At 50.4% G+C, this 14,747-nt stretch carries 9 protein-coding genes and 1 pseudogene; 5 read left to right on the top strand and 5 right to left on the bottom strand.

All coding sequences use genetic code 11. The features are described from left to right. Window positions 1–7: 7 nt before the first annotated feature. The gene (locus NEA10_RS18845) at window positions 8–856 is read right to left on the bottom strand and encodes a tetratricopeptide repeat protein (protein ID WP_252662877.1); all 849 of its coding nucleotides are present in this window, start codon (window positions 854–856) and stop codon (window positions 8–10) included. A gap of 5 nt (window positions 857–861) precedes the next feature. Here NEA10_RS18845 and NEA10_RS18840 point away from each other — a divergent pair, with 5 nt between their 5' ends. Further along, a complete protein-coding gene (locus NEA10_RS18840; RefSeq protein WP_252662876.1) occupies window positions 862–1,479 on the top strand; it encodes a J domain-containing protein in 618 nt (205 codons plus the stop codon). 10 nt (window positions 1,480–1,489) lie between these two features. Here the strand turns inward: NEA10_RS18840 and argC are convergent, their stop codons facing one another. Then, window positions 1,490–2,548: an N-acetyl-gamma-glutamyl-phosphate reductase gene (gene argC / locus NEA10_RS18835; RefSeq protein WP_252662875.1), complete on the bottom strand. Its 1,059-nt coding sequence runs from the start codon at window positions 2,546–2,548 to the stop codon at window positions 1,490–1,492. Window positions 2,549–2,823: 275 nt separating this feature from the next. Between argC and NEA10_RS18830 the strand changes: the two genes are divergently transcribed. After that, window positions 2,824–3,522 (top strand): DUF4230 domain-containing protein, encoded by a 699-nt coding sequence (locus tag NEA10_RS18830; protein ID WP_252662874.1) that lies wholly within the window; start codon window positions 2,824–2,826, stop codon window positions 3,520–3,522. A gap of 61 nt (window positions 3,523–3,583) precedes the next feature. Here the strand turns inward: NEA10_RS18830 and NEA10_RS18825 are convergent, their stop codons facing one another. Together NEA10_RS18825 and metH are read right to left on the bottom strand one after the other, a co-directional pair. After that, window positions 3,584–5,320 carry a hypothetical protein gene (locus NEA10_RS18825; protein ID WP_252662873.1) on the bottom strand — a complete coding sequence of 579 codons (1,737 nt, stop codon included), beginning with the start codon at window positions 5,318–5,320 and terminating at the stop codon, window positions 3,584–3,586. Window positions 5,321–5,480: 160 nt separating this feature from the next. Continuing rightward, window positions 5,481–9,041, bottom strand: coding sequence for a methionine synthase (metH, locus tag NEA10_RS18820; RefSeq protein ID WP_252662872.1), 3,561 nt, complete (start codon window positions 9,039–9,041; stop codon window positions 5,481–5,483). Between the two features lie 267 nt (window positions 9,042–9,308). Here metH and NEA10_RS18815 point away from each other — a divergent pair. Next, a pseudogene (locus tag NEA10_RS18815) lies at window positions 9,309–10,618 on the top strand (RNA-guided endonuclease InsQ/TnpB family protein). After that, the gene (locus NEA10_RS18810) at window positions 10,615–11,223 is read left to right on the top strand and encodes a Uma2 family endonuclease (protein ID WP_252662871.1); all 609 of its coding nucleotides are present in this window, start codon (window positions 10,615–10,617) and stop codon (window positions 11,221–11,223) included. The pseudogene NEA10_RS18815 and the gene NEA10_RS18810 overlap by 4 nt, the downstream one beginning before the upstream one ends. A gap of 252 nt (window positions 11,224–11,475) precedes the next feature. Here NEA10_RS18810 and NEA10_RS18805 read toward each other — a convergent pair whose 3' ends face one another. Further along, window positions 11,476–12,438 (bottom strand): helix-turn-helix transcriptional regulator, encoded by a 963-nt coding sequence (locus NEA10_RS18805; RefSeq protein ID WP_252662870.1) that lies wholly within the window; start codon window positions 12,436–12,438, stop codon window positions 11,476–11,478. A 157-nt stretch (window positions 12,439–12,595) separates the two neighbouring features. Here NEA10_RS18805 and cas3 point away from each other — a divergent pair, with 157 nt between their 5' ends. Beyond that, complete coding sequence (gene cas3, locus NEA10_RS18800) at window positions 12,596–14,716, top strand: type I-D CRISPR-associated helicase Cas3' (RefSeq protein ID WP_252662869.1); 2,121 nt, start codon at window positions 12,596–12,598, stop codon at window positions 14,714–14,716. The last annotated feature ends 31 nt before the right edge of the window (window positions 14,717–14,747 follow it).

Raw genomic sequence — 14,747 nt, 5'->3', positions numbered from 1 at the left:
TGGGGACTTACTCCCCAGACTCGGTTTCTTCAGGGGGAGCGGCTTCACGAGCTTGGATATCCTCCAGGAGAATTTGAATCCGGTCTCTCTGTTGCGCGGGGGCTAAGTCTAGGGCCGTATTGAGAGCTGATCTGGCCTCATCGAGTTGACCCATTTCCTCTAAGATTAACCCTTTACCGACTAGGGGACGAAAATCACTCGAATGCTCTTGACTGAGATTTTCAAAGACATTTAACGCCTGGTCATAGCGTTGTTGCTCGGCATAGACTTGTCCCAGGAGCAGTTGAGTGGAGACGACATCAATACTACCGGGTTCAGCTTGGTTGGCTTGGGGGGCTAACTGGAGGACATCTTCAATGGCCGCGATCGCTGATTCGGGGCGGTTTTCCTGAAGCAGTAAGGTCACCAATCCCTGAAGGGCCTGGACATTGCCCGGTTCCTGGTTAATCAGGGCCCGATAGGTTTCCACCGCTCCCTCGCGATCGCCCAAATACTGTTTTGTCTGAGCGAGTAACACCCGGAAGCGAGATTCCTCGGGATTCAGTTCCGCCAGCCGTTCTAAGGGAGCGACGGTCCCCTCCACATCATTCAACTGACGACGGACATCAATCAAGCCGCGCAAGGCCGTGCGATTATCCGGTTCCCGTTCCAACACCAACTTATAGCCCCGTTCCTGAGCCTTGAGGTCATCATCCGGAGTGGTGGCGCTGGGGGTGTTGGTGGGGGTGGGGGTAGAACGCCCCTGAGTCCCTTGTAACACCCCACCGAGTAGGGGGGCGATGGAGAAGCCAAGAAAGGCGATTAAGCCGATGGCCAGGACAATACGACTAAACCAACCCGAACGCTTTTTAGACACAGACTTTGCCTCAACTGCAACTGAACGTCAACTGGAACTTGAGTCATGGGGGATGCCGTCACCCTGACTATCTCCCGTTGTCGGCGAAGGAATCCTTTAGACTGAAGGAAGGGGGTGCGATCGCCCCAACGATTGCTCAAGGTCGCGATCTAAACCTGATGAAAGATAACCCACCGATACTTATCATCTTACAACTGTTGCCAATTTTAGTAGTGTTGACGGCGATCGTAAACCCGAACTTGGCACTCCCCCTCATTAGCCTATTAATTCTCCTGTTCCCAGTGATTCTCTATAAGTTTATCCAACAAGCCTCTCGGGACCTGGGACGAGAACTCTATTCCCGCAACCCGCAAACCACCCAATTTGACAACTGGGATGAAGTTCCCATCTTTGAGGAGGAACCCATCGCCCCGGACCCCCTCTTCCAACAGATTCAAGGGGACTTAGCCCGATTACAACTGGCCTATCCCTTTGACGAAGAGCAACTAACCCAAGCCTACCGCCGTCGCGCCCGCGAAACCCACCCCGATGCGGGGGGAAGCGAGCGCGAGTTTATCCAAGTTCGCCAAGCCTACGAACGGCTCAAGGAGGTGTTAGACCTGGAAATGACCCAGGAGTTTTAAGGATGGCCCCTTAGGGGTAGAAGCCGAGGGTGGGTAATCCGGCGGTTTCCTCTAATCCCAACATGAGGTTCATCGCTTGCAGGGCCTGGCCCGCTTGTCCTTTGAGTAGGTTATCAATCACCGACATGACAATCACCCGTCCCGTGCGGGGGTCCACCTCAATGCCAATGTAATTGAGATTGGAGCCGCAGGCCCATTTGGTTTGTGGATAGACCCCTGAGGGGAGGACTTTCACCCAGGGGGAGGAGCGATAGAAAGCGTTATAAATCGTGGCCAGGTCTTCTCGGACCAAACCGGGGTCTCGCAGGGTAGCGTAGACTGTTGCCAGAATCCCCCGCACCATGGGAACCAAGTGGGGGGTGAACTGAACCATCATCTCATGGCCCGCCAGGTCACTACAGATTTGTTCAATTTCCGGAGTATGTCGGTGACGGGCCACCCCATAGGCGGAAATGGAACTACTGGCTTCGGCCAAGAGGAGATTGGTTTTCGCCTGACGGCCACCTCCAGAGGTCCCAGATTTCGCATCAATGACCAAGGTTTCCGGTGCAATCAGCCCCTGTTTGAGGAGGGGGGCCACCGCTAAGAGGCTAGCAGTGGGATAGCAGCCGGGACAGCCGACGAGATTGGCTTCCTGAATGCGATCGCGGTATAGTTCCGGGAGGCCATAGACCGCCGAGGCGGCCACCTCCCCGTCCGTGCGATCGCCCCCATACCAAGCCTGATAGGTATCGAGATTAAAAAAGCGATAATCAGCCGACAAATCCAGGACTTTACAGCCTTTCTCCAACAGGGCGGGGGCCATGGTCCAGGCCAAGCCATTGGGAAGGGAGAGGAACACCACCTGACAGCGATCGGCAATGCGATCGACCTCGACGGGTTCCACCTCTAATTTAAAGCGATGTTCAAGATGGGGATAAATATCGGAAAAGGGTTTACCCGCACTTCCCTGTCCTCCCAGATAGACGATATCGACATTTGGATGGTCTAGTAGCAATCGCACCAGTTGCACGCCGCCATATCCTGAAGCGCCGACAATGCCTACTGATACCGGCTCAAAATCTCCCATTATGCTTCTCCCAACCAGTTTCGGTTCAATAAGGTCTCACGTTAGAGCTAGTCTAGCGTTACTCTGGCCGCAACGAACGTTTTACCCAGGAATCCTCATGATTTGGAGACAAGAGACTGTCCGCCCACGGATAACCGTAGGGGCGAACGGCTGTTCGCCCTTCCTCAATCTTGGACGCGGGAACGTCTGGGGCGATCGCACCATCTAAGAGACTAGAGCCAAAGGCAACTGTTAAGCTTGTATCAGGTGCTGCTGTCCCCCTACCCAACCCAATTATGAATACTCCCGACACTCTCCCCCAGTCTTTACCGCGCAAATTAGCCAAGGTTCTCCTCCATCCCCTGGTGGTGTCCTCCGTCGCCGTCACGGGCATTGCAGCGTTTCAGGCTGAACGCCTGACGGAGAGAGTCACCGAGGCCCTATTTCCCGCAGCCCCCGCCCCCGTCACGGAGGTGAAAGCCTTACTGGTGAATCAATTTGAGGGCAAAACGGAACTCACCACCGCCGAAGTTCTCCTGGAAACGGTCGTCCGCACCCATCAGGATCGGATGTTGGGTCATCTCTATTTAGGACAAACGGCAGTTCTCTATCAAGGAATTGGACGAGTTCGCGCTGGAATTGACCTGGATGAATTAGAGGTGAAATCGGTCGATCGCGCCAATGGGGAAATTCACATTCTCCTCCCCCCACCCTACCTGGTGCAAGCGGATTTGGACATTGACGAGTCGAGTATTTTAGAGCATCAGCGTAGATGGCTGGCCCCCAATGTTGAGGCGCAACTCTACAGTGAAGCCCAACAAACGGCCCTCCTGCAAATCCGGGAACAAGCCTGTCAGGATGGTGTGTTACAAAAAGCGGATCAGGAAGCCGAGGCGCTCATCCGTAGTATCCTGCAAGCGGCGGATTATCAAGAGATTACCATTGAAAGTCAATTGGGGCGATCGTCCAGTTGTTTAATGAACGCGGCCCGGTAATGCCTATAACCTTAAAGGTGTAGTTGCGTTCAATAACCTAGAAGATAAACCTTTGCTTCTTCTAGGTTTGCCCCCCATAAATGCGCTGGAGTATTTCTGTATTTTTAATTATTTGCTCATACGTACAATTGCACTTTTCTTGATTATTCTCGTGTAACAGCTTACCTATTTTTTGGGGTATATTTTTATCTTCATTTTTATCTTCTAAGTAGGGACCATGCGCTATTGTCTCGATAGCGCTTAGCAATATAACATCATCGCCTTCACATTCTTTGCAGGACTCTATTAGGTTTTCTAGATACTCAGAAAAACGTAAATAATCGAGGATTTCCTCGTCTTTGAAGTAATTTTCTATCTGATTTTCAAAGCCTTTCACAAGTTCGCTCATATTTTTTCTCATATTTTTGATTATACTATCTTGAGTTTTTTGTTTTATCTTTTTAAAGAAAAGTCTACTTAAAAATAGGTCTCCCTTAGTTCGTTCCGTATCTAATTCCAAACTCTCCTGATCCACATCTGTATCTGTAATGCTTTCTATATCTTCAAGGCATCTACTGACACGATTTAAAGCCAGTTCGTCATTTGACACCATCTCACAAACATCATATAAATCCAGCATCAAGTAACATGAGTATAATTTTTTATCTATATTGCTAAAAAATTGTTTTTTGAAATTTACGTCAGTCATCAAACCATGAGCAACTTCATTCCTGGTCACCGGGAATTTGTATCTAAAGTATCCCCATTCCTCAAAAAGACTGATTCCTGTTAACCCCTGTTTACCTTCGCTTGTAATATAATCTATCGTTTTTGTAAGACTTTCGGCAGGTTTTCCTATCCCTGATATTTCACAAAAATCTCCGAATATACCCTCTATCTGTAGAGGCGTTAGACTCAAAAAAACCAAATATTTTTTGTTTTCAAAAGCACTTAAAGCTTCTCTTATAATCTCACTACGATTTCTTAAGTAGTGATTTTGTTCGATTTTTTCACTTATTTTTTCAACAACACCATATTCTCTAATTATATCTTCAAGTTCTTGAGTCAAATGAAGCTTCGGCTCCTCATCATTAGATTCTGATGCACTTTTACATAGACTTTTTAGTTCCTGGATTTTACCCGTTGACCCAAGAGGAAAAAAATTCACTTTATTACTCAATATAGAAAAATTCGTGATATCTAGCGCTGCAATATTTATGGAGAGTTTGTAGTTTGGATAACCACAAATGTCTGATAGATATGTCCTATTTTCAAAAACACGTTGCAGGGCACACTTTTTAATTTCATCGCTTTCCAAAAAGCTAACTATGTCTTTTATTTTCTTATCGTTCGCTTCTTTGTAAGCATCAGCGAATTCTCCTTCATAGCTAGATTTATTCAGTTTTCTATAATTCTCTATTCTTTTTAAGTTTTCTGACAGATTCTTTAGGTCTTTGGATGCTTCCAAATATAGTTCAAGCAAGGCAGACCTAGGTTCTTTGGTTAAACGCAGGTTAGACTCACAAAATTTCTTAAAAACGTCATCAGGGCCTAGGTTAGCATCTGAGCTAGAGGTATAAGATCCATTTTCCTGTATTTTCTGTTCGCAGATATACACGATTTCTTCGTCCGGCTTTTCCCATACACCCGAGATTCCAAATTGCATCACCAGCATATGCTTGGCAATGACCTTGAAAGAACTTTCCCAAAACCAGCTTTCTTGTGCAATTTTTCTGCGAAGTTCTCTAGTTTCACCAAAGGTTGTCATGTTTTTTGAATCTTCAACTACAATAAAAACCGGAAACAGAATCTGCGCCATGACAGCAAGAGTACGGGCAGCCTCTTACGAATGAAGAGATCATAAAAATCCTAGCCTTTCCTTAAGACCGTTAATCTCATGATACAATGCAAGTTTTAGATTCTGCACAAAAAATATGCGCATCCACCGCTGTCATTGTGTCACTTTACTAGAGAAAGCGTCAAGCACTAAAATACTTAGCCACCGGATGATAGACCACAAACGCTGTTGTGGACTGTTCAGGATATAACTGTTCACTCTCATCCATAAACATGCCAATGCGATCGGTTCCCATCAACTCCAACTGACGATATTGGTCCGATACCTTGGGACACGCTGGATAACCAAAACTATAGCGTGACCCCTGATGGCGTTGCGCTAACACATCTCGCACATTATCCGGTTCGAGATGGCCATACCCCAACTCCCGGCGAATCCGAGCGTGAATCCACTCAGCCATCGCCTCAGCCACCTGAACCGCCATCCCGTGATAATAGAGATAATCCGTGTACTCATTGGCCGCAAACAGTTTCTGGGCAAATTCCGTGGCGATTTCCCCCACCGTCACCGCCTGCATGGGAAACACATCAATCACTCCCGTCTCCTTCGGTGCAAAGAAGTCCGACAGACATAACCGCCGTAGCGATCGCTGACGGGGGAAGCTAAACGTCGCCGCTGGTTCCCCTAACTGGCCTGCTTCCGCTTCTTCGGGATAATAAACATGAAGGGAATTTCCCTCAGCCTGACAGGGGAAATAGCCATAAATAATCGTCGGATGCAGAAGATTCTCCTCAACAATCCGCCGTTTCCAATGCTCCAGAATCGGATACACCTCTTTCTCTAAAAAGGCATTATACTCCTCCCGAGACTGTTCCCGAGGTTTGCGGAATTGCCATTGTCCAGCAATCAGGGCCTGTAAATCCAAATACCAGAATAACTCCTCCAGAGGAATCTCCTCGGGAGTCAGAATCTTGGTTCCCCAGAACGGCGGTTGGGGGCGATCGATATCCACATCCACCGCCTCAGAACGGCGCGTATCGATTTCCACCACCTGGGGTTCTTGCGACGTCTCAGTTGCATCGGCGGCGGGAGGAGAGTCTGACCCCGCACCCTTTTCGGCGGCGACCTCCTCCTCTAACCCAACTTCATTCAAAAAGCCCTGCAAATCATCCCAATTCCCCTCAGCTTTGGCGGGCATTAACTTGTCCATAAAATGCAAGTCAGCAAAAGCATCTTTGCCATAAACGACCTTGCCCTTATAGGTATTTTGGCAATCCTGATACACAAACTTCGGGGTCAGGGCCGCCCCCCCTAAAATCACCGGAACGGTAATATTTTCCTCATTAAACCGCTCCAAATTATCCTTCATGAACGCCGTCGATTTCACCAACAAGCCACTCATGGCAATACAATCCGCCCCATGTTCTCGATAGGCATTGATGATATTTTCTACCGGCTGTTTAATGCCCAAATTGATGACCTTGTAGCCATTATTAGACAGGATAATATCCACCAAATTCTTACCAATATCATGGACATCCCCTTTCACCGTCGCAATCAAGAAGGTTCCCTTACCCCGACCATCGGACTCCTCCTTATCCATATAAGGCTCCAAATAGGCCACCGCCGCCTTCATGGTTTGCGCCGACTGCAACACAAAAGGAAGTTGCATTTGTCCCGAGCCAAACAACTCCCCAACTACCTTCATCCCATCGAGGAGAAAGACATTAATAATATGCAGCGGCTCATAATCTTGACGCGCTTTTTCCAAGGACTCCTCTAAGCCAATCCGTTCCCCATCAATAATATGCTGTTTAAGCTGTTCCTCAATGGGGAGATTCTTATCAATCGCCTCAGTTTTCTTAGCCGATTTCCCTTGAAAGAGGGTCGTTAACACCCCCAGGGGGTCATAGGTACAGACATCCCCATCAAACTCCCGTTGATCATAAATCAGTCTGCGGCAAACTTCCTGATGCTCGGGGTCAATCTTCGCTAGGGGTAAAATCTTACTGGCGCTGACAATGGCTGAATCTAGTCCCGCCTCCATAGCATCATGGAGAAACACAGAATTGAGAACCTGTCGCGCGGCGGCGTTCAAGCCAAAGGAGATGTTCGAGACCCCCAGGGTAATATGACAATCGGGGAGTTCTTGACGAATACGGCGGATCGACTCAATGGTAGCTTTGCCATTTTCCCGGTCCTCCTCAATCCCTGTGGAGACGGGAAGGGCCAGGGGGTCAAAAAACAGTTCTCGTCCCGGAATCCCAAACTCAACGGCGGCGTGGTAGGCGCGTTTGGCGATTTCAAACTTCTTGTCAGCGGTCCGGGCCATCCCCTCTTCATCGATGGTTCCAATCACCACCCCCGCGCCGTACTGCTTGGCGATTTCCAGGACTTTATAGAAGCGTTCCTCCCCATCTTCGTAGTTGGTGGAGTTCAGCAGACATTTCCCGCCAGCTACCTTTAACCCGGCTTCCATTTTCTGCCATTCCGTGGAATCCAACATTAAGGGAAGCTTGACATTATTGACCAAACGTGATACGAGTTCGTGCATATCCCGCACCCCATCTCGTCCCACGTAGTCCACATTGACATCAAGGATTTGTGCGCCTTCCCGTTCCTGCGATCGCGCCAGGGCCACCAAGCCATCCCAATCCTCATTATTCAGCAGAGTCCGCATTTTCTTGGACCCACTGGCGTTGAGCCGTTCCCCAATAATCAGGAAGGAATTATCCTGTTCATAGGTTTGCGTGCTATAAATCGACGCGGCGGCGGGTTCATAGTAGGGGTGACGCACCTTCGGGGTCAGGCCTTGGCTAATCTCCGCTAGGGCCGCAATATGTTCAGGACGAGTTCCGCAGCAGCCACCAATCACCTGCACCCCCAAGTCCTCAATGAAGTGCATCAAGGCCATCCGCAGTTCCAGGGGAGTCAGTTTGTAATGCGCTTGGCCGCCGACATTTTCAGGGAGGCCGGCGTTGGGGATACAGGAAACAATGAAGGGGGAATGGTCCGACAGATAGCGAATATGGTCTTTCATTAAGTCGGGACCCGTGGCGCAGTTGAGTCCCAAAATATCGATATTGTAGGGTTCCAGAATCGACAAGGCGGCGCTAATCTCCGACCCCACCAGCATGGTTCCGAACTGTTCCATGGTCACGGACACCATAATCGGACGACGTTGGCCCCGTTGTTCAAAGACGGTTTCTACGGCGTTGAGTGCAGCTTTAATTTGCAGAACATCCTGACAGGTTTCAATCAGGAACAGGTCCACGCCACCATCGTAGAGTCCTTGAACTTGGGTGATATAGGCTTGATGGAGACTGTCGAAGTCGATATGTCCGAGGGTGGGGAGTTTGGTTCCTGGGCCCATGGAACCGGCGACGAAGCGGGGTTTTTCGGGGGTGGAGTACTCGGCGGTGATCCGTTTCGCCAGTTCGGCGGCGGTTTTGTTGAGGTCGTAGGCTTGGTCCGCCAGGTCATATTCAGCCAGAACGAGAGGGGTTCCGCCGAAGGTATCGGTTTCAATGACATCGGCCCCCGCGTCGAGGAAGCCGCGATGGACGGTAGCGACGGCTTCAGGTTTGGTTTTGACTAGGTATTCGTTGCAGCCTTCGTACTCTGGCCCACCGAAGTCCTCGGCGGTCAGGTTTTGCACTTGTAGGTTGGTTCCCATAGCACCGTCGAAGACGAGGACGGGACGGTTAGGACTATGGAGGCGTTCGAGGAAGGCGCTAGTCATACCAGGTCGAGATGGGCGTTGATGGGTTAGTCCTTTATTTTATCAGGACTATTGCCCTTGGGTCGGGATGGAGGCGGGGATTGCTGATTGCGGCGCGTTTCTCGATGCGATCGCCTTGAGGCGGCTCCCAGGATTGACGGGGTATCGGGATGTGAGCAATCTATCCAGATTCTTCGCAGTACAAAGCCCTAGCTAAAAGCTTGGCTGGTGGTGTAGCGAAGCGCGATCGAGGAAAGCAACTTACAAAATATCTGCTACAATTTAGAGATGCTAAACATGACGTGGGAATTTAAGCTAGAGCCAACTGCGGAGAAGGTTTCAGAGATTGAATACATTCTGGATGTATGCCGCAATGTCTGGAATTTTGCGCTGCGCGAACGTAAAGACTGGCTAGATTCTCTCAAGTCTCGGGTGAATGCTTGTTCGCTCCGGCAGGAGTTCATCTTGCCAGCCGATACACCATTTCCTAACTACCACGTTCAGGCTAAGCGTTTGACCGCTGCCAAGATGGAATTTCCTCGGCTCAAGACGGTCAACGCTCAGGTTCTTCAGCAGGTTCTCCGAAAATTGGAAACATCCTGGGAGTCGTGGCGGTTAAAGCGCTCAGGCCTTCCACGGTTCAAAAAGCCCAAGCGGATGCGAAGCTTTGTCTTCCCCCAGATGCTCAAAAACTGTGTGTCTGATGAGGGTATAAAGCTGCCGCAACTGGGCTGGGTTCGGGTGCGCTGGTCACGGGAAATACCAAAGGTGTTCCAGGTCAAACAAGCTCGAATTGTGCGCAAAGCATCCGGGTACTTTGTCATGCTTAGCCTTCAGGCTGATGTCGAGATTCCGGCTGTAGCCCCTCATGGGCATCCGGTCGGGATTGATGTCGGTCTGGAGTATTTTCTCTCAACGTCTGATGGAGAAGAGGTTAAGCGACCTCGCTTCTTCAATAATCTGCACCGCAAGCTGAGATGGCTGCAACGCCGATTGAAGAAAAAGCAGAAGGGAAGTCATAACTGGCTGAAGCTCCAGAAGAAGATTGCCAGAGTCCATCAACGGATTGCCGATACGCGAAAAGACTGGCATTTCAAATTAGCTCATCACCTTTGCGATAATGCGGGGATGATTTTTGTCGAAGACCTTGACTTCCGCATCATGGCTAAAGGGATGTTGGGCAAACACACCCTCGATGCCGGGCTGGGACAGTTCACAAACCAAATCCTTCCCTGGGTGTGTTGGAAGCGTGATGTGTTTTACGGCAAAGTTGATGCGCGAGGCACGTCTCAAGAGTGTCCGGATTGCGGGGCAGAGGTTCGCAAAGACCTTTCAACCCGAATCCATCATTGCCATAACTGCGGGTCCATCAAACCCCGTGATGTGGCCAGTGGACAAGTCATCGCTGCCCGTGGGCAACGGGTGGTTGAAATGGCCTGTGGAGGGGAGGCGGCGGGGGCTGGGGTCACCCAGTCTAGCTGGCACCCGTTGAAGCAGGAAATCTTTGGGGCGACCCAGGGAATCTCCACGCATACCCGTTAGGGTTGCTGGGAGAGGATGTCAAACTGGAAGTAGCCGGATTCCTCAAACCCCCATGATTGCGATTAAGTTTGACGATTCGATCAGTCCGCAAGACTACTTAGAACAAGAACGTCATCGTCCCATCAAGCATGAATATCTCGATGGGGAGGTTTACGCGATGGCGGGAACAACGAAAGGCCATAATCTGATTAGCTTGAACTTAGCCATTCTCTTACGAACAGCCTTAAGCCGTTCACGCTGTCAGACCTTTATGGCGGATGTTAAGGTCGAGATTGATCATCAAAAATACTATTTTTATCCAGATTTGGTGGTTACTTGCGATGATGATGACGAGATGAATGCTGATTCGATCGCGTACCCTAAGGTCATCATCGAAGTGTTATCAGCATCGACTGAATCGTTTGACCGGGGTAAAAAGTTTCAATGCTATCGGACGATTCCCGGTTTACAAGATTATATTCTGGTGAGTTCTCAAACGTACCTAGTGGAAGTGTTCCACCGAACTCAGGGCGATCGCTGGCTGCTGGATACCTATCAAGGAATCGAGGCGATCGCCCGAATTGAAAGTCTCAATCTCGATGCTCCTCTGGCGGATATTTACGCCAGCCTAGATTTGAGCCGTATTGCGGACGAGAAACGAGGGGATAATCTGGAAATCTAATACCCCTCCCAGGAGGGGAACCCACCCCTACCCCTCCCAGGAGGGGATTTTTAGCGCCTACAGCAACGGATGTAATCTGCCATAAATTCTCCTGATGACCCATTACCCAGAAGACCCGGAGAAATAAAGTTTTTCTGATAAACCGCTATCGCTTCGGCATCAATTTACAACTATCCAAAACAGTCACCTCAAAACCGTTCTCAAGCCATTCTAAAGCCGCCAATCCCCGCAAACAAATCACTAAAGGTAAATTTAGTCAACTGAGGTTTTGTAGTTGTCTAACATTTTTTGGATGGTTTGCTGATGTTGGAGGCGAAGCCAGTCTGGGTAAAGGATTTGACAATGTTCGCGGTAACGCATGATTCGTTGTAGGAACCAAAAGACATGGTCTTCTTCAGCTTCAATGATCACGATTTTGCGGTCGGGGTGGCGTTCGATGACGGTTTCTTGGGGACGACGGGGTTGATAGGTTCCCAGGGGGCCTTGCAGTTGGTAGCGAATTTTCAAGGTTCCGAAGCTTGAGTAGGTCCAGGAGTCTCCGCTTGAGGGGAATACCTTGAGGATGCGATCGACTCGGAAGGGTTGATTGCGATCGAAGAATTGGATGGGACGATCTTTGGGGAGGGTCCATTGGGGGGGAGTGGGGACCAGCGCAAACAGATATAATGCGCCCTGATGGAGTCGTAGTTCGCAGTGATCGAGGTCGTAGTTCCGTTGATAGCCGCTACTTCCCTGATATCGAATGATAAATCGCTGTTGTTGGGCAATGCGATCGCGCAATTGGTCTAGGATGGTGGCCAACTGAGGCTGGCTATAGTCCACAGGAGGGCTGAAATCGGCTTCTAAGCTGGCAATATCTGGCTCATCGTTGGATTTGAGTAAAAGTTGCAGTTCGGCGGCTTCCTGGGCGAATCCGAGTTGTTGGAGTAACTGTGTGGCGGTGGCGATCGCCCCCCGTTGCTTGGAGGTCAGCAAGAGGGGAAAGTTACTCTGTTTGAGGTGGTAGGGGTGGTGTGGCGCACTCTCAATCTCGAACCCACAGGACCTGAGTTTCTTCAGGCTGCGATCGAGTTTCTGTTTCACATCTCCCCCGGCTTGACCCATTTCATCCAGGTCAAGGCTGAGTTTCGTGATCAACTCCTCACGACTGATGGGACCGTGACAGAGATGCTTGAGGAGTTGCAGGATAAAGCTGAGTTGGGAATCTGGAGTCATGGTTGACATCAGGGTAGAACTGTGAATCAGCGGAGTCACGGCGAGATGGGGCTGTGAATTTTGTCATTCACCCAATAATTTTGACTCGTTATCAAAAAATGATAACAACATTTCTGAAACTGGGTATAGGCTAAAAATCAAGCCACGATCCAGTCCCATGAAACTTGCTCTACAGCCCCTTTTCTCCCAACTGAACCCCAACGCCCAACACTGTCCCCTCGGCTGTGCCGGACAATGCAACGTTAGCAGCTACTTAACCCCACCCCCAGGGGCTGACTGTCCCCTATCAACCCATCAAGTCGAAACCGCTGCCGAGCTTTTATTTGGCGAGGCGGATGTAATTTTCAACTGTTCATTTACAGGAGATGGAAAAAGCTTAGGAGCGAGTTTACCCAGTCTTCTCGATCGCCAATTTCGCGTCATGGGACTCTATCCCACCATCGAACTCGTCGAAGACCAAACTCGCCAACAACGGCAATATCACCAAACCTTCCAGCTTGACGCCAGTGAACGGATCGATCGCCTCTACGGAGAAGAACTCAGTCGCCGCGTCAGTGAAGAGGAGTCTAGCCGCATGGTGGAACTCATGACGGCGATTAAAACGAAACCCATTCTGCTAACGAATCCCGATATTTTCCATCTCATCGCCCATTACCGCTACCGCGACCCGGCCTATGGGACGGCGGAGTTGATTTGTCTTCTGGCGGAGTTTCCCGATGTCTGGGTCTTTGATGAATTTCATATCTTTGGCCCCCATGAGGAGACCGCTGCCCTCAATATCATGATGCTCATTCGTCAGATGCAAACACGCCGCAAACGCTTTCTCTTTACCTCCGCCACGCCACGGGATAGCTTCTTAAAACAATTACAACAGGCCCAATTGCAATGTCGGCAGATTCAGGGAACCTATTGTCATCAACCGACGGTTGGCTATCGCCCAATTCTGCAAGGGGTGAACTTGGAGGTCGTCCAGGCGGAGGATGTGGTCCAATGGTTGGACGCGAACGCCTCACAACTACGCCAGCATTTGCGTGAGGATGGGGGCGATCGCCCGGGACGGGGGTTAGTGGTCTTGAATGCGATCGCCAACGTCAATCGGGCTGTCTCTAGGCTGGGCGATCGCCTACCGGATATTGACATCGTAGAAATCAGTGGTCGCATTGACCGCCAGGAACGGGAGACCATACGCGCTCGACTGGCGGATGAGACCGCAACCCGACCGGTTCTCGTCATCGCCACGTCAGCGGTGGATGTGGGGGTAGACTTTCAGATCCATCTCTTGGTCTTTGAAAGCAGTAATGCTCCTACCACCATTCAGCGGCTAGGACGATTGGGCCGACATCCCGGCTTTGACCAGTATCACGCCTATCTCTTAACCTCAGCTCAAACCCCCTGGCAGTTAGAACGATTGCAAGAGGAGTTAGCCCCAGAATTAGCCACCGCAAGCCCCATCTCCCGCGATCGCTTCAACCAAGCCCTAGAACACAGCTTGGAACTCCCCCAAGCCTTTGACGACTATCGACGGCGTTGGGGACCTCTACAAGCCCAGGGACTCTTAGCCCAAATCGCTGAGGACAAGTTTACTCGCAAGGTCAGCGAACCCCTACGGCAACGGCTGAGCGAGAGTTTTCAGACGCTCTGGGGCGATCGCTTCCCCAACCGTCAAGGTCAGTGGTGCGCCCTAGAAACGCCTATCCAAGACGAACTCTTACGCTTTCGGGGGGGGGCGGCCCTACAAATTGCCGTCTGGGATGACAGCGGTCCTCAGAAACGGTTTTATACCTATGATCTACTGCGATTACTGCCCGTGGCGGACATTGAACTCATTGATCGCGAGGCCTTTTTCAACCAGGCTCGCCCCCAGGGATTTAGCAGCAACAGCTTTCCCGAGCGATTCTTACGGGGCTATGTGCGGCTGCGAACCTGGCGGCTGGAGCGATCGCCCCTGGAACTCAGCACAGGGTCCACCGCCGAGGAACTGGACTGTTGCCAACTCAGCCAACTGGAGCGATTGCAAATTTCCCAGTATTCTGACCTCTCCAAGCAACTCAGCCCTATCCTCTGTTTTCTCATTCCCGTGGACAAACGCAATCGCCGCAGCCATTGGACTGTGTTTCGCCGTCTCAAACTGCCGCCCACCTTTGGCCTCTATCGCCTTAATGATGCCGATAGCAACAGTTACGCCTGTGCCTTTGACCGCGATGCCCTTCTCCTAGAGGCCTTAAAACCCAAACTGGGGGATTTATGTCGCCGTCGTCCCACCTCTTTAATCTTCTAGTGACCCCTAATTTTGCCTTCATCAATCCAAT

This window comes from Phormidium yuhuli AB48, from assembly GCF_023983615.1.
GTDB lineage: Bacteria > Cyanobacteriota > Cyanobacteriia > Cyanobacteriales > Geitlerinemataceae > Sodalinema > Sodalinema yuhuli.
Note: the sequence above shows the minus strand (reverse complement) of the source record. Positions and strands in the feature narration are given on the sequence as shown.